The following is a 14,216-nucleotide window of genomic DNA, read 5'->3' as shown; positions in this document are numbered from 1 at the left end:
CGCTGTTTAGCACATTGTGGACAGGCCCGCAGTGGCCATGCCTACAGGTCGAACGCCAGCAGGTCGTGTCCCGTCGCGGCGCGTACCACGCGCCGGTACAGCACGTTGCCGCTGCCGCCGTTGGTCAGTGCAACCAGCGCACGCTCGCCGGCAAGATCGCCGAGGGCGAAATTCTTGAAGATGCCGCCGTTGCTGCCCGAGTGGTAGAACACCGGGCCGCGCGGGGTGCTTTCCAGATTCCAGCCCAGGCCCTTGCCGGTCCAGCGGCCCGGCACGTCGATCTGCTTGCTCAACATCGCGCGGCGCGTGGCCTCACCGATCTGCCAGGGTGCGCGCGGCGCGCGCACCATCAGCGCCATGAATCGCGCGTAGTCGGTGGGCGTGGTGCGCAGGCTGGCGGCCGCATTGGCCAGGATGTCGCCGGGCCAGTTCACCAGGCCCTTCGGCGTGATGGCCTGCACGTCCGGCAACGCGCGCTCTGCGTCTTCGTAACGCCATGCGGACAGCGGCTTGCCCCAGCGGTCCGCGACGGTCTGTGCCGCGTTCCAGGTGTCGCGCAGCATCTGCGGCGGCATGCCGCTTTCCTCGTCCTCGACGGCGCGATGGCCGTAGACCGAACGCGCGGCGATCTCCTTGCTCCACGTATAGCTGCTGTCGCGCATGCCGGCGGGACCGAACAGCAGGCGCTGCATCGAGTCGTCCAGGCTCTCACCCGTGAGCTTCTCCACGACCAGCTGCAGCCAGAAGATCGCTTCGCCCGAATAGTCGATGCGCGTGCCGGGCTTCACCGCCGGCGCGAGCTTCTCGTGGGCCGGGTCCTTGCGCCAGTTCGGCATGCCGGTGGAATGGCGCAGCACGTCGCGCGCGGTGACCAGGTCCACCCATGGGTGATCGGCCAGGTAGTCCATCCGCCGATAGTGCACCAGCGGCGCATCGAGATCGATCACGCCCTGGTCGGCCAGTTGCAGCACCAGATAGGCGAACACCGGCTTGCTGAGCGAGGCGTCCTCGAACAGCGTGTCGCCTGCCACCGGCGCCCGCGTCTCCGCGTTCGTCACGCCCAGGTTGCGCGCCCATACCACCTCGCCCCGCTCCACGACGGCCATGCCGATGGCGGGCACGCGCAGCGCCTGCATCAGTCGCGGCAGGTCGGCGAGGAAGGCATCGGGCGGGATCCAGTTCGCCTCGTCGTCGCAGGCGGCGGCGGTCGCGAGATGCGGCCACGCGCCGGCGATGAGCGGTGCAGAGGCCAACGTGGCCAGCCAGCGGCGACGCTGCGGGGAGGACGGGGCGGTATACGGCGTCATGTCGGCTGCACGTGGAGGGCACATGCACAAGGATGACGAACGACGATACGGAACCCCGCGCATCGGGTGCGCAGGCCCGGTCAGTCCTGCGCGATGGCGGGCGGCAGCGGCGGCGCCTGTGTCGGCCGCCCCAGCGGATCGAGCGCGATCATCACGAAGTGGCCACGCGTGCACAGCTTCCGCTCGCCGGTCAGCAGGTTCTCGGTGATGACTTCCACGTCCACGTTCATCGAGCTGCGGCCGACTTTCACCACGCGCGCCACCACTTCGACCAGGTCGCCCTTGTGGATCGGCTGGTTGAAGTCCACCTGTTCCGAGCGCGCAGTGACCACGGTGGTGCGCGCGTAGCGCGACGCGGCGATGAAGGCCGACATGTCCATCCATGCCAGCGCCTGGCCGCCGAACAGCGTGCCGAGGTGATTGGTGTGGTCGGGGAAGACCATGTGCAGCAGGCGCGCCTCGGTCGGGCGCGCTTCGGCGTTGGCCAGTTCGGTCATGGTGGTGCTCCGGTTCGCGTACTCCCGGTGGGAGCATAGCGCGCCGGATGTTGTGCTGGTGTAGGAGCGACGTAAGTCGCGACCGCATGAACGAATGGCCGGGTTGCTCGAGAGGTCGCCTGCGGCGCGGTGCCTGGTGTCGATATCCCAAGGTGGCGCAGCTACATGACGTTTCATTGCCGCGGTCGCGACTTACGTCGCTCCTACACCGGGGGCAGCGCTAGAACGCGTGGTCGAAGCCGACCTCGCCCTGCACGCCCAGCTGGTAGGCGGACACGCGGCGCTCGAAGAAGTTGGTCAGCTCCTGCACGTCCTGCAGCTCCATGAAGGGCAGCGGGTTGCGCACGTCGTAGCGCTTGGGCATGCCGAGCTTGGCGAAGTGCTGGTCCGCGCAGTGCTGCAGGTACTGGCGCATGTCGCGCGTCGAGATGCCGGCCACGCCGCCGGACAGCACGTCCTCGGCGAACTGCACTTCGCACTCGATCGCCTCTTCCAGCATGTCGTAGACCTGCTGCTGCATGACGTCGTCGAACAGGTCCGGTTCTTCCTCGCGCACGGTGCGCACGCACTCGAACGCGAACTCCATGTGGCAGCTCTCGTCGCGGAACACCCAGTTGGTGCCGCTGGCCAGGCCGGGAAGCAGGCCGCGCGAGCGGAAGTAGTACACGTAGGCGAACGCGGCGAAGAAGAACAGGCCTTCGATGCACGCGGCGAAGCAGATCTGGTTGAGCAGGAACTGCCGGCGCTGGTCGCGCGTCTCGATCCGCTTCATGTCCTGCAACGAATCGATCCACTTGAAGCAGAAGTCGGCCTTCTTCTTGATCGCCGGGATGTTCTCCACCGCCGCAAACGCCTTGAAGCGCTCCGACGGGTCGGGCAGGTAGTTGTCCAGCAGGGTCAGGTAGAACTGCACGTGCAGCGCTTCTTCGTAGAGCTGCCGCGACAGGTACATGCGGGCTTCGGGCGCGTTGAGGTGCTGGTACAGGTTCAGCACCAGGTTGTTCGACACGATGGAATCGCCGGTGGCGAAGAACGCGACCAGCCGGTGGATCAGGTGGCGGTCGGCCGGCGTCATCTTCGAGTGCAGGTCGGTGATGTCGATCTGGAAGTTGATCTCTTCCACCGTCCACGTGTTCTTGATGGCGTCGCGGTACATGTCATAGAACTGCGGGTAGCGCATCGGGCGCAGCGTCAGTTCGAAACCGGGGTCTAGCAACATCTGCTTGGGGTGTACGGACATGGTGCGGTGGTCTCTTGGTTCCTTCTCCCTCCGGGAGAAGGTGCCCGTAGGGCGGATGAGGGTGCGGCGAAGGCAGCGGCGGCGACACGTCGTGACGCCGCCGTACCCTCACCCCAACCCCTCTCCCGGTGGGAGAGGGGCTCGATCAAGAAAGGTGGCGCGTCCTTGCGCCGGGAACGTCCGTGTTCCTGTTCCAGGGGTCGTCGGCCGGAGCCGGCGCAGGGGGAGCGGTTACTGGCAGGCCTCGCAGGCTTCGGGGTTCTCGAGCGAACACGCAATCGCCTCCGTAGGCGTGTACTCGCGCTGCGGCGCGGTGACCGCTGCGCTGCTGACCGTGGTCTTGGCGATGCGGGTGGCCGGGCGCGAGCGCAGGTAGTAGGTGGTCTTGATGCCCCGCTTCCACGCGTACATGTACATCGACGACATCGCACCGATGTTCGGGCTTTCCATGAACAGGTTGAGCGAGGCCGACTGGTCGATGAAGGCGCCACGGTCGGCGGCCATGTCGATCAGCGAGCGCATCGGCAGTTCCCACGCCGTGCGGTAGACCTGCTGCAACGTTTCCGGGATCTGCGCGATGCCCTGGATGGAGCCTTCCGCCAGCTTGATCGCGTCGCGTGTTTCCGGCGTCCACAGGCCCAGCTTCTTCAGCTCGTCCACCAGGTAGCGGTTGACCTGCAGGAAATCGCCCGACAGCGTCTCACGCTTGAACAGGTTGGACACCTGCGGCTCCACGCATTCGTAGCAGCCGGCGATCGAGGCGATGGTGGCAGTCGGCGCGATGGCGATCAGCAGCGAGTTGCGCAGGCCGTGTTCCTTGATGCGCGCGCGCAGGGCCTCCCAGCGGTCGGCATTCTCCGGCTTGATGTTCCAGGCATCGAACTGCAGTTCGCCGTTGGCCGCGCGGGTGTCGGCGAACGAGGGATGGCGGCCGCGTTCCTGCGCCAGCTCCACCGAGGTTTCCAGCGCATGGAAGTAGATGGTCTCGGCGATCTTCGCCGACAGCGCGCGCGCCTCGGCGCTGTCGAACGGCAGGCGCAGCTTGAAGAACACGTCCTGCAGGCCCATGCAGCCCAGGCCCACCGGACGCCAGCGCAGGTTGCCGCGGCGCGCCGTTTCGATCGGATAGAAGTTCAGGTCGATCACGCGGTCCAGCTGGCGAACGGCCAGGCGCACGGTCTCGGCCAGCTTGTCGAAATCGAACCAGGTGCGGCCGGTATCGGGATCGCTATCGAAATGGCGCCCCAGGTTGATCGACCCCAGGTTGCACACGGCCGTCTCTTCCGCCGAGGTGACCTCGAGGATCTCGGTGCAGAGGTTCGACAGGTGGATGACATTGCCCGCGCGCAGCGTCTGGTTGCTGGCTGCGTTGCACTTGTCCTTGAACGTCATCCAGCCGTTGCCTGTCTCGGCCAGCGTGCGCATCATCCGGCCGTACAACTTGCGGGCCGGGATGGTCTTGACCGCTTTGCCCTGCAGTTCCGCCTGCGTGTACGCCAGTTCGAAGGCGGCGCCGTACAGGTCGGTCAGCTCCGGCACCACGCGCGGATCGAACAGCGACCATTCCTGGTCGGCCTCGACGCGCTTCATGAACAGGTCCGGCACCCAGTTGGCCAGGTTGAGGTTGTGGGTGCGGCGCGCTTCGTCGCCGGTGTTGTCGCGCAGCTCCAGGAAGTCCTCGATGTCGGCGTGCCAGGTCTCCAGGTACACGCAGGCCGCGCCCTTGCGCTTGCCGCCCTGGTTGACCGCCGCGACCGAGGAATCCAGCGTCTTCAGCCACGGCACGATACCGTTGCTGTGGCCGTTGGTGGACTTGATCAGTGAGCCGCGCGAACGCACGCGGGTGTAGCTCACGCCGATGCCGCCGCTGAACTTGCTCAGCTGGGCGATGTCGCCGTACTTGGCATAGATGGATTCCAGCGTGTCCTGCGGCGAGTCCAGCAGGAAGCACGACGACAGCTGCTCGTGCGTCGTGCCGCTGTTGAACAGCGTCGGCGAGCTGGGCAGGTAGTCCAGGTTGCCCATGCGGCGGTACAGCGCCAGCGCTTCCGGCACGTCCTCGCTCAGCGCGCATGCGATGCGCAGGAAGAACTGCTGCGGCGTCTCGATGACCTTGCGCGTGTGCGGGTGGCGCAGCAGGTAGCGGTCGTACAGCGTGCGCAGGCCGAAGTAGTCGAAGTGCAGGTCGAGCGAGGCGTCCAGCGCGTCGTTGAGCTTGCGCGCATTGGTCTGCACGAAGTTCAGCAGGCGGTCGTTGATCAGGCCGACCTCGTGGCCGCGGGTGACCGACTGCGAGAACGCATGGATCTCCTGGCCGGTCACTTCCTTGGCGATGTAGGCGGCCAGCAGGCGTGCGGCCAGTCGGCTGTATTCGGGTTCTTCGCCGGTCAGCAGCGCGGCGGTGCGGATCGACAGTTCGTCCAGTTCGCGCGTGCTGGCGCCGTCGTACAGGCCGGAGATGGTGCGCGTGGCCACGCGCATCGGATCGATGGCGTGCAGGCCTTCGCAGTTTCGCTGTACGGCGCGCACGATCTTGTTGAGGTCCACCGGCTCGCGGCCGCCGTTGCGCTTGGTCACGCTCATCGCGGTGGCGGTGGGCGGCGGGGTCAGCGAGAACGCGTCCTTCTGGGACGGAGTGGTGCCGGCGTCGGCGACGGCGCTGTCGGTCTGGGTCACGAGATTCCTCCATGCGTGGTGCACTCGGCGGCCCGTCCCTCGCGGGGCTGCGCAAGGCCGGATGGAGGATCACAGTGGGGAAGCGGCGTCGCAGGAGACGCGACCGCGCAGACGGACTGCGGGCGCCCTGCTTCGCCAGCCCTCTCCCCCCGGAGATTCCGCGGCCGGCACCGCGCGGTGTGCATCGCGCGGCTGTCGGCAGGTCTTCGGACTCATGGGCGCGAAGGGCGAGCCTTCTTCCTACGTCCGCCGCTTCCCGAGGCATGGGGCCTCAGTGCTGTGTGGCGGGTTCGTTCCCAATTACCGCTGCGGGGCAGTGCCGGAGTGGCGCGAACGCGTCACCGGCTTCCCGTTTTAATCCCGTGGCTTGCGACCACCGGAACCGACGGCCACAAGATAGTGGGGGTGTACAGAAGCGTCAACACCAAATGTTGTGTGGAACAAGGGGCGGCCTTGCCATGCGGGTTCCACGATTTGGATCCGTCTCCCCGCTGGCTCTCCCACCAGCCTAATCCTGTCAGCTGAAGCTGGCGCGGGGTCAGCACCTGCTAGATGGTGTCAGTACGGGGGTCGACCGGCCGCGGAAGCCGCCTAGCCCCCGTCCGCGCCGGCGAACAGTGTCTGAAGGTACCTCGCGGCCTTGTCAGCTTGCCAAGCAGTCACGGTTTCCATGATCGTCCTCCCTCCAATTGCCCTAATGGGAGTGTTCCGGGCGTGGAATGCGAGCCGGGGGCCGTCGTCGGGGATAATCCATTCCAGACCAGATATGACGATGCCCAGTGAACGTACCCGCGCGATCGTGTGGGTCGGCGGACTCTTGATCGATATCGCGCGCGATCGCACGCTACCCGTGGCCTTACGGCTGCGAGCCGTGGTCATAGCCCGTCACTTCCCCACGACAGACGATGTCTTCTTGATGGCTAATGCGATGAAGCAGAACTGGCATCGCACCATGCTCGCGCCACTGGAGCAAACCGAAGCGGAAGATGCCGGAGACCACCGTCCGCTCACGCTTCAAACAAGACTGGGCTGGCCTGAAGCGTGAGCAGACGAGTCCAACGGTTGTCTGCTTCCGGAGACACTTCCAACTTCACCTGATTACGTAAGCGAATGTAGGCATGCGTGATAAAGGTGAACGCAGCGGGCGAGGTCACAGTTTCACAAAAATGGCAGGTGGTAGAAAGACTACGCACCTGGTCATGCGGCGTGCACTCAATCGAGCCCATGGAAGAAAGGTGCTAACTCATCCTCAAGGAGAAGGAGCATGGCAAGAGTTCTACGGACGTCGATCTACACGTGCTGCCTGGTGGTCGCAAGCACACTCTTCTCGGCACACGCGGCACCGCCGGCAACCCAAGCTGACCTTGCCGCAGTCGACAAGGCGGCACTGCAGCGTGACCTGGCCGGTCTGGGCGCGCCCATCACTTCGCAGCGCAGTTTGTCTCGTCACCTCAGCACAGGGGTGACCGAATCGCCGCTGGGTCGCCTGAGTCAGCCGGCGCTTCGACGCTTCCTCGCCAGCCTTCAGTTCAATGAGAGCGGGCTCACCACGTTCCGCTACACAGAGCTGGAGGCAGAGCTGACGCCCACGCAGATCTACCAGGTACTGGCGCTGTTCGGACAGCAACACCAGACACCCAAGCTCAAACATGCTCGCCGCGTCACGCCTCTGGATGACGAACTCATGGGCGGCGGTATCCCGGGCGTGCAGCCGGCCAACTTCGAGTGCTATTTCGATCAGGTTTCCCCCATCGACTCGCCGTCCCAGTGCGGAGGCCATCATAATTACCGGTGCGCGAGTCCCGGGACCTGCTCACCTTCCCAAGAGCAGATTTGCACCAACAACTGCTAGTCTTCGAACATGGCGCGGCGAGCTTCGCCGCGCCATCTGGCGCGCTGGCATGCCATGGCGAGTCCAGTACTAGAGATCTTCCAGGAAGAAGGATCGCCTGATGTTGCGGACCGTACTTGTATACGGCGTTCTACTGGCGGCGCTGATGGCCGGTCCTGCCTACGCACAGGCCGCAGCCGAAGATCAGCGTAGCCAGCAGATCGAGAGCTTCCGTGACGAGGTCGCAGCGCTCCATACCTCGGGCCTGGATAGTGGCGGCCTTGAGTTCGCGCGCCGTGTGTCCAGGCAATACGAGACGCTTCGGGCGCACTATCGGCCCATGTCGTCCCTCACGGACCGAGAGTTGCTTGATCTGTTCAAGGCAACCACCACGGCGATTTTCTACACGAACGATGCGGCCTACTTGCCAGATATCGTGGTAGCGTTCGATCTACTGGAGCGCCGGGGTCAGGCAACCGAGAAGGTGCGCTCCGACATTCGTAGCTCACTGGTACGGGTTCGAGCCTTCGATGAGATGGCCGGTCAAGGGTTGGCTAGCGAGACTGACGCTCCTGCGCTCAAGCATGCTCCGGGTCTGAACCAGGATTTGCCACTGGTCATTCGTGCTGACGGCAGCGGTCGACCTGTGGTGGAGAACTACCAGTGGCAGAAGGGTCTTTCTGTCATCGTAGTCTATGGTCCGCACTGCGCTCCTTCGAAGAAGGCGCTGACGGCGATATCCGCGGACAGAGAGTTGGCGGGGTTCTTCCGTGAGCGTGCGATTTGGCTGATGCCCGTGGATGATGACCTCCACGTTGCAGCGATGATGCAGCTTGCCAAAGATCCCGCTTCTTCAAATGTAGCGGTTGCCTACAACCGGTCGTCTTGGCCGCAGATTGAGAGCTGGACGACCCCGATGTTCTACTTCTTCAGCGATGGGAAGCTGACGGAAGTCCAGAAAGGGTGGCCTTCAGATACCCAGTTGGAGGCGATCAGGCGTGGAGTTCTTTCAAGTGGTAGCGATAATGGTTCGGTGCGGTAGTTGCGACAATGCGCACCGACCCCCTTCGTGCCTAACCCGATGAAGGGCAGGCGCGGTGACGATGCTTGGGCGGCACGTTTTGGTATCAAGAATGCCGTTCCGATCCGACGCATTGGGCGTCCGGACTTCGTTCGCCCCTCCCCCGCCGTCGGCACCCTCTCCCCGCTGGCGCAGGGAGAGGGGAAAGAGCGTCAGCCGCGCAGCGCCGCGACCGACGCGTCCTGCGCCTGCGCGTACAGGGCGAACGGGTCGTGGATCTTCGCGCCGAGTGCGGTTTCGAACGCGTCCTGGTTGGCATGCGCGTCGTACGCGCGTTGTTCTCCGCCGCCGAGGTTGGACTGGAAGATGCCCGCCGCGCTGACCGGCAGGAAGTCTTCGTACACGATCGGATCCACGACGGCGTGGCCGGCGTCGACCAAGGCGTCGGGCGTCATCGCTGCGCGCTCGGATGCCGGCAGCGCGGCGCCCCGGTCGGTCAGGCGGTAACGGAAGTAGCCCAGGCCTTCGCGGCGCAGCGTGGTCTCGTCATCCGGGAACGCCGCGAACGCCTCCGCCAGCCGCTGCGGATAGTCGGCCGACGTGTTGCCGGCGCCGCCCGCCTGGCGCACCTGCGCGAGCAGGCGGTCGTACAACTCGCGGCCGGCCGGTGTCAGCGCCAGGCCGCGCTGCTCGATCTCGCCGAAGCGCGCGCTGTGGCTGCCGGGCACGAGCGTGCCGGTGGCGTCGGGGAAGGCGACTTCCTCTTCCAGCGCCTTGAAGCTGGTCTGGCGCAGCAGGATGGGCACGGCACGGCGCGGCGGGCCCTCGATCAGCGCCTTCGCCTGGATGCCGCGTTCCAGCATCGCGGCCTGCGCGGCGTCGATGTCCAGCGTGCGCGGGGTGAGGTGGTTGATGTGCGGGCCGCGGAAGCTGACCACGTCGGCCACCAGGCGGTGCAGGCCGTGCAGCGCGCGGTAGGTCTCCAGCGAGACGGTCGCATCGCCATGCCAGCGGAAGGTTTCCAGCACTTCGGCGACGAAGCGCTGCGCATCGGTGTCGTCCAGTCCGCCGTCCTGTTCGGCTTGCGCGACCAGCGCGCGCGCGTCGGCGGTGAAGATGTCGCGGCGGGCCAGGATCGCTTCGGCCTCGGCGCGCAGCGCGGCGTCGGCGATCAGCTCCAGCCGCAGCAGCGAGGTGAAGATGCGGAACGGGTTGGCGGCCAGCGCCTCTTCCGTCAGCGGACGGAACGCGGTCGCGTGCACCGGCACGCCGGCCACGGTGAGGTCGTAGTAACCCACCGGGTGCATGCCCATCAGCGCGAACACGCGCCCGAGCATCGCCAGCTCGGCCGGCGTCCCGACGCGGATCGCGCCGTGGCGCTCCAGGTCCAGGCGCCCGGTCTCGCCTGTGCGCTGCAGCCGCTCGGCCAGAGCAGGATCGCGTTGCAGCGTGTCGGCATTGATGTCGCCGACCAGCGTGATCAGGTCGCCATACAGCGGCACCTCGGCGCGGTACATGTCGGACATGGCCTGGGCGAACAGGCCGCGGATGCGGTCGGGCGAAACGAAGGCGGTCATGGGATTCTGCGTGCGGGCGGCGTGGGGCCGCCGGGGGCGCGTATTGTCGCCGCCCGCGCCCGCCCGGGCCACTCTCAGTGCCCCTGGCGAACCTTTTTCCCGCTTCCCGGGAGGTATCCGGGAGGGCCGAACAGCGTCATGGCGACCTGCCTGATGCCACGCGCACGGCGCAGGTCGCGGGCCAGCTTCACCCAGGCATGGAACGCGATCTTCACCGGGTTGTAGCTGTGTACCGGCTCCACAAGGCCGTAGCGGATCGGCAGGCCGGGACGTTCCTCGCGACAGGTGCCGAACAATCGGTCGAACACGATCAGCACGCCGCCGTAGTTGCAGTCCAGGTATTCCGGATTGCTGGCGTGGTGCACGCGATGGTGCGACGGCGTGTTGAAGACGAACTCGATGGCGCGCGGCAGGCGCGGCACCAACTCGGTGTGCAGCCAGTACTGGTACAGCAGGTTCAGTGCCAGCGCGCCGACCACGTGCGGCACCGGAAAGCCCAGCCAGACCAGGGGGCCGAAGAACACCGCCGCGCCGGTGAGCTTGCCGGTCCAGCCGAGGCGGTAGGCGGTGGACAGGTTGTACTGCGTGGCCGAATGGTGCACCGAATGGTTCAGCCAGAACCATCGCACGCGGTGGTCGGCACGGTGCATCGCGTAGTAGCAGAGCTCCTGGCCGAGGAAGAGCGCGATCCAGTGCCACGCCTGGTCCATCGCGATCGTGGTCACGCGGAACTCCCAGATCGCGAACAGCAGCACGCCGACGATGCCGCCCTGGATCACCAGGCCCGTCAGGGTGCGGCCCACGGCATCGCCGAAGGACGCCCAATACTCCTTCCAGTCGTAGCGCACACCTCGCCGCGCGAGCCACGCGGCTTCCATCGCCGCAATCAGCGCGAACACCAGCAGCGGCAGTCCGACGAAGACGCGCATGCCGTCCATGGCGCGGCCCTACCGCCCGCGCCGTTCGGCGAGCTTCTGGCCCGCTGCGCGCATTTCGTCGGGCGAAAGCTTGCCGTCGCCGTTCGCATCCAGGGTATCGAAGCGCTTGGCGATGCGCGGCAGCTTGGCGTCGGCCTCGGCCTTGTCGATCAGGCCGTCGCCGTTGGCGTCGGCGGCTTTGAGGCGTTCCTGCAGCGTGGCTTTCTGTTCGTCGGTCAGGGTGCGCTGCTGCGCGTGGGCCGGCGCCACCAGCGAGAACACCGACAGGGCGGTGGCGAAGGGAAGCAGGATGGTTCGGGACATGGCGTTCTCCAGGACGCGAAGGAAGGTGCAGGCGCGACGGGTGGGAGGGCGTCCATGCGGCATAGGGGGTGCCTGCCGTCGCGCCTGCAGAAAGGTGTGGTCGTCAGTGGCCGCGCGGGCAGGCGATGGTCTCGCCGCTGGCGTTGGTGCAGGTGCCCGTGTGCGACACGGTGCCGCCGGACACCGTGGTGCTGCCGGTGTAGCTGTTGCCGTTAGCGCCGGTGGCGGTGGTGCTGCGTGCGCCGGTCACGTTGCCGTCCGCATCGCGGCTGATGCCGCCGGTGGTGCTGGCGGTGCCGCCGTTGGGTCCGTTCGCGTAGGCGCTGCCCTGGCGGCCGGCACTCCCATCGGCATTGCGGTAGGCGCTGCGGTCGTAGCCGGCACTACCGCCGTTGGCACCGCTGATGGCGCCGCTGCGTGCGGCAGTGGCATTGCCCTGGCCGTCGGCCTGCCAGCTGCGCTGGCGCTGGCTGTCGAAGCGCGCATTGCTGCGCTCGACTGCGACATTGCCGCCTTGTGCGGTGCGCTGCACGGCACGGCTGCGCTCGCGGGCTTCGGCATGGTCGGCGAACAGGGTGCTGGCGCACAGGGCGAAGGTGGCGGCGATCAGGAGCGGGGTCTTGCTCATGGTGGAATCCTCGTTGGGGTGCGGGATGGCCGCATGGGGAAGCAGCGGCAGGGCCACGGTAGGGCGGGCAACGCGGGAAGGTGTGTCGCGGTTGACAGCAGATGTGTCTGCCGGCCGCGCTCGAAACATCTGCTTACAAACAGGCCGTCGGCGGGGTTTGCCGGGGGTCGCGGCGGCGGGCGATAGTGGCTCCATGGAAGACGCCCTGCCCCGTGTGCTGCTGGTCGACGACGACGTGCGCTTGCGCGAGCTGCTGCAGCGTTACCTGCAGTCGCAGGGCTTCGACGTGCGCGGCGCCGGCGACGGTGCGCAGATGCGGCAGGCGCTGGACCGCGGCCACTTCGACCTGATCGTGCTCGACCTGATGCTGCCCGGCGAGAACGGCCTGGATATCTGCCGGCGCCTGCGCGGGCAGGGCGATGCCACGCCCATCGTCATGCTGACCGCCAAGGGCGACGAGATCGACCGCATCGTCGGCCTGGAGATCGGCGCGGACGATTACGTGCCCAAGCCGGTGAACCCGCGCGAGCTGCTGGCGCGCATCCGCTCGGTGCTGCGACGGACGCGGCCGGCGCCCGGTGCACCGCAGGCCGACGGCGGCGAGGTGGTGTTCGGGCCTTTCACGCTCGACCTGGGCCGGCGCGAACTCACCCGCGACGGTGTGCTGTTGCGCCTGACCAGCGGCGAGTTCGCGGTGTTGTCGGTGCTACTTCGGCATCCGCGACAGCCGCTCAGCCGCGACCGCCTGATGAGCCTGGCGCGCGGCCGCGAGCACGAGGCGTTCGAACGCAGCATGGACGTGACCATCGCGCGCCTGCGCCGCCTGCTGGAAGACGATCCGCGCCAGCCGCGCCTGATCCAGACGGTGTGGGGCGTGGGCTATGTGTTCGTGCCGCCGGAGGCCACGCCATGAGGTCACCGCTGCCGCGCAGTGTGTTCGGCCAGCTTGCGCTGGTGATCGCGCTCGTGCTCGCCGGTGCCGGCGTGCTGGCGCTCCTGCTCGGCCGCGAGCTCGCCACGCGGCCTGCCGCCGACCAGTTGCTGCGCGCGATGCAGGGCTTCGCCGAGGTGGTCGAAGCACTCGACCAACACCAGCCGCATGCGCGCACGGTCGCGCAGCTGCGGGCGGCCGGGCTGGAGGTGCGCAGCACGCCGCCCGCCGATGCCCGGCCGCGCTTCGCCCCCTTGCTGCGCGAACTGCGCGAGCAGGCCGTCGGCACGCTGGGCGACGGTCGCGAACTGCGGATGGACGCCGGCCGCGGCTTGCGCGTCATCTGGCTGAAACCCGCCACGCGCGAACCGCTGTGGGTGTCGTTCGCGTACGACCGCCCCGGTACCGGCATGCGCCGCTTCTCGGTGCTGATGCTGGTGGGCTGCGTGGTGCTGGTCTGGCTGGCCGCGGCGTACTTCGCCCGTCGGCTCGTACAACCGCTACGCCAGCTCGCCGCGGCCGCGCCGGCCATCGTGCGGGGCGATGCACCGCCGCCGGTGCATGCACGAGGCCCGCGCGAGGTCGCGGACCTGGCGCAGGCGCTGGGTGACGCCAGCCGCGACGTGCGCGCGGCGGCGGAAGAGCGCGCACTGCTGCTGGCCGGCATCTCGCACGACCTGCGCACGCCGCTGACGCGCCTGCAGTTCGCCCTGGAGATGGTGCCGGACACCGATCCGGAACTGACCCGCAGCATGCATCGCGACATCGCCGAGATGGACGCCATCCTCGGCCAGTTCATCGCGTTCGCGCGCGATGGCCGCGACGAGGGCAGCGAGACCGTCGACCTCGCCGCGATTTGTCGGCATGCGGTTGCCGCGGCGTCGAAAGCATGGCGCGTCGACCTGCCCGAGCACGCCCTGCTGCCCGGCAAGCCGATGGCGCTGCTGCGCGCGGTCGAGAACCTGCTGGTCAACGCCGAGCGGCATGGCGCGTTGCCGTTGTCGCTGCAGCTGTGGGCAGAAGGACCGGCCTGGGTGGTCGAGGTGGCCGATGGCGGCCCCGGCCTCTCCGCCGAAGCGGCCGAGCGCGCGCGCCAGCCTTTCGTCCACGACCAGGCGGGCGGCGGCAGCGGCCTGGGCCTGCCGATCGTCGACCGCGTGGCGCGCCAGCACGGCGGCGAACTGCGCCTGCTGCCGAATACCCCCCACGGCCTGCGCGCCCAGCTGGTGCTGCGCGCGGGTTGAACCGGACGTCCCCACGAGGTGAT

12 protein-coding genes, 1 pseudogene and 1 riboswitch are annotated in these 14,216 nt (G+C 67.3%); of the genes and pseudogenes, 5 read left to right on the top strand and 8 right to left on the bottom strand.

Annotation, left to right across the window (positions count from 1 at the left end; genetic code table 11):
• Window positions 1-41: 41 nt before the first annotated feature.
• The 4 genes from CYU89_RS02530 to CYU89_RS02515 all read right to left on the bottom strand — a co-directional run bounded on the left by CYU89_RS02530 (window position 42) and on the right by CYU89_RS02515 (window position 5,627).
• Complete coding sequence (locus CYU89_RS02530) at window positions 42-1,307, bottom strand: serine hydrolase domain-containing protein (protein WP_296278645.1); 1,266 nt, start codon at window positions 1,305-1,307, stop codon at window positions 42-44.
• A gap of 80 nt (window positions 1,308-1,387) precedes the next feature.
• Window positions 1,388-1,804 (bottom strand): acyl-CoA thioesterase, encoded by a 417-nt coding sequence (locus CYU89_RS02525; RefSeq protein ID WP_296278644.1) that lies wholly within the window; start codon window positions 1,802-1,804, stop codon window positions 1,388-1,390.
• 220 nt (window positions 1,805-2,024) lie between these two features.
• The gene (locus tag CYU89_RS02520) at window positions 2,025-3,044 is read right to left on the bottom strand and encodes a ribonucleotide-diphosphate reductase subunit beta (RefSeq protein WP_296278643.1); all 1,020 of its coding nucleotides are present in this window, start codon (window positions 3,042-3,044) and stop codon (window positions 2,025-2,027) included.
• 231 nt (window positions 3,045-3,275) lie between these two features.
• On the bottom strand, window positions 3,276-5,627 hold the full coding sequence (locus CYU89_RS02515) for a ribonucleoside-diphosphate reductase subunit alpha (protein ID WP_296278772.1): 2,352 nt from the start codon (window positions 5,625-5,627) through the stop codon (window positions 3,276-3,278).
• 272 nt (window positions 5,628-5,899) lie between these two features.
• Window positions 5,900-6,122, bottom strand: a riboswitch (cobalamin riboswitch).
• A 364-nt stretch (window positions 6,123-6,486) separates the two neighbouring features.
• On the opposite strand from CYU89_RS02515, the gene CYU89_RS02510 reads away from it, so the two are divergent.
• From CYU89_RS02510 to CYU89_RS02500, 3 genes are all read left to right on the top strand, one after another.
• Window positions 6,487-6,765, top strand: coding sequence for a BPSL0761 family protein (locus tag CYU89_RS02510; protein ID WP_296278642.1), 279 nt, complete (start codon window positions 6,487-6,489; stop codon window positions 6,763-6,765).
• 219 nt (window positions 6,766-6,984) lie between these two features.
• Window positions 6,985-7,572: a hypothetical protein gene (locus tag CYU89_RS02505; RefSeq protein ID WP_296278641.1), complete on the top strand. Its 588-nt coding sequence runs from the start codon at window positions 6,985-6,987 to the stop codon at window positions 7,570-7,572.
• A gap of 100 nt (window positions 7,573-7,672) precedes the next feature.
• Complete coding sequence (locus tag CYU89_RS02500) at window positions 7,673-8,593, top strand: hypothetical protein (RefSeq protein ID WP_296278640.1); 921 nt, start codon at window positions 7,673-7,675, stop codon at window positions 8,591-8,593.
• Window positions 8,594-8,784: 191 nt separating this feature from the next.
• On the opposite strand, the gene CYU89_RS02495 is transcribed toward CYU89_RS02500, so the two are convergent.
• From CYU89_RS02495 to CYU89_RS02480, 4 genes and pseudogenes are all read right to left on the bottom strand, one after another.
• Window positions 8,785-10,149, bottom strand: coding sequence for a VOC family protein (locus tag CYU89_RS02495; RefSeq protein WP_296278639.1), 1,365 nt, complete (start codon window positions 10,147-10,149; stop codon window positions 8,785-8,787).
• A 74-nt stretch (window positions 10,150-10,223) separates the two neighbouring features.
• Entirely contained in the window at window positions 10,224-11,087 is an 864-nt protein-coding gene (locus CYU89_RS02490; RefSeq protein WP_296278638.1) for a sterol desaturase family protein, read from the bottom strand.
• 51 nt (window positions 11,088-11,138) lie between these two features.
• Window positions 11,139-11,390 (bottom strand): annotated as a pseudogene (locus CYU89_RS02485) (hypothetical protein); the annotation flags it as partial.
• A 103-nt stretch (window positions 11,391-11,493) separates the two neighbouring features.
• Complete coding sequence (locus tag CYU89_RS02480; protein WP_296278637.1) at window positions 11,494-12,018, bottom strand: hypothetical protein; 525 nt, start codon at window positions 12,016-12,018, stop codon at window positions 11,494-11,496.
• A gap of 193 nt (window positions 12,019-12,211) precedes the next feature.
• Here CYU89_RS02480 and ompR point away from each other — a divergent pair, with 193 nt between their 5' ends.
• Together ompR and CYU89_RS02470 are read left to right on the top strand one after the other, a co-directional pair.
• The gene (gene ompR / locus CYU89_RS02475) at window positions 12,212-12,931 is read left to right on the top strand and encodes a two-component system response regulator OmpR (RefSeq protein WP_296278636.1); all 720 of its coding nucleotides are present in this window, start codon (window positions 12,212-12,214) and stop codon (window positions 12,929-12,931) included.
• Window positions 12,928-14,193 (top strand): ATP-binding protein, encoded by a 1,266-nt coding sequence (locus tag CYU89_RS02470; RefSeq protein ID WP_296278635.1) that lies wholly within the window; start codon window positions 12,928-12,930, stop codon window positions 14,191-14,193. Before ompR ends, CYU89_RS02470 begins: the two co-directional genes overlap by 4 nt.
• Window positions 14,194-14,216: the final 23 nt, after the last annotated feature.

Source organism: Pseudoxanthomonas sp. (genome assembly GCF_002863005.1).
Classification (GTDB): domain Bacteria; phylum Pseudomonadota; class Gammaproteobacteria; order Xanthomonadales; family Xanthomonadaceae; genus Pseudoxanthomonas_A.
The sequence above is the reverse complement of the archived record's forward strand: the minus strand, read 5'-3'. Positions and strand labels throughout refer to the sequence as shown.

What these genes read in the sequence shown, in the direction of transcription:
- CYU89_RS02510 (WP_296278642.1), top strand. Translation starts at nt 6,487, where the DNA reads ATGACGATGCCCAGTGAACGTACCCGCGCGATCGTGTGGGTCGGCGGA.
- CYU89_RS02495 (WP_296278639.1), bottom strand. Translation starts at nt 10,149, where the DNA reads ATGACCGCCTTCGTTTCGCCCGACCGCATCCGCGGCCTGTTCGCCCAG.
- CYU89_RS02500 (WP_296278640.1), top strand. Translation starts at nt 7,673, where the DNA reads ATGTTGCGGACCGTACTTGTATACGGCGTTCTACTGGCGGCGCTGATG.
- CYU89_RS02525 (WP_296278644.1), bottom strand. Translation starts at nt 1,804, where the DNA reads ATGACCGAACTGGCCAACGCCGAAGCGCGCCCGACCGAGGCGCGCCTG.
- ompR (WP_296278636.1), top strand. Translation starts at nt 12,212, where the DNA reads ATGGAAGACGCCCTGCCCCGTGTGCTGCTGGTCGACGACGACGTGCGC.
- CYU89_RS02480 (WP_296278637.1), bottom strand. Translation starts at nt 12,018, where the DNA reads ATGAGCAAGACCCCGCTCCTGATCGCCGCCACCTTCGCCCTGTGCGCC.
- CYU89_RS02515 (WP_296278772.1), bottom strand. Translation starts at nt 5,627, where the DNA reads ATGAGCGTGACCAAGCGCAACGGCGGCCGCGAGCCGGTGGACCTCAAC.
- CYU89_RS02520 (WP_296278643.1), bottom strand. Translation starts at nt 3,044, where the DNA reads ATGTCCGTACACCCCAAGCAGATGTTGCTAGACCCCGGTTTCGAACTG.
- CYU89_RS02505 (WP_296278641.1), top strand. Translation starts at nt 6,985, where the DNA reads ATGGCAAGAGTTCTACGGACGTCGATCTACACGTGCTGCCTGGTGGTC.
- CYU89_RS02490 (WP_296278638.1), bottom strand. Translation starts at nt 11,087, where the DNA reads ATGGACGGCATGCGCGTCTTCGTCGGACTGCCGCTGCTGGTGTTCGCG.
- CYU89_RS02530 (WP_296278645.1), bottom strand. Translation starts at nt 1,307, where the DNA reads ATGACGCCGTATACCGCCCCGTCCTCCCCGCAGCGTCGCCGCTGGCTG.
- CYU89_RS02470 (WP_296278635.1), top strand. Translation starts at nt 12,928, where the DNA reads ATGAGGTCACCGCTGCCGCGCAGTGTGTTCGGCCAGCTTGCGCTGGTG.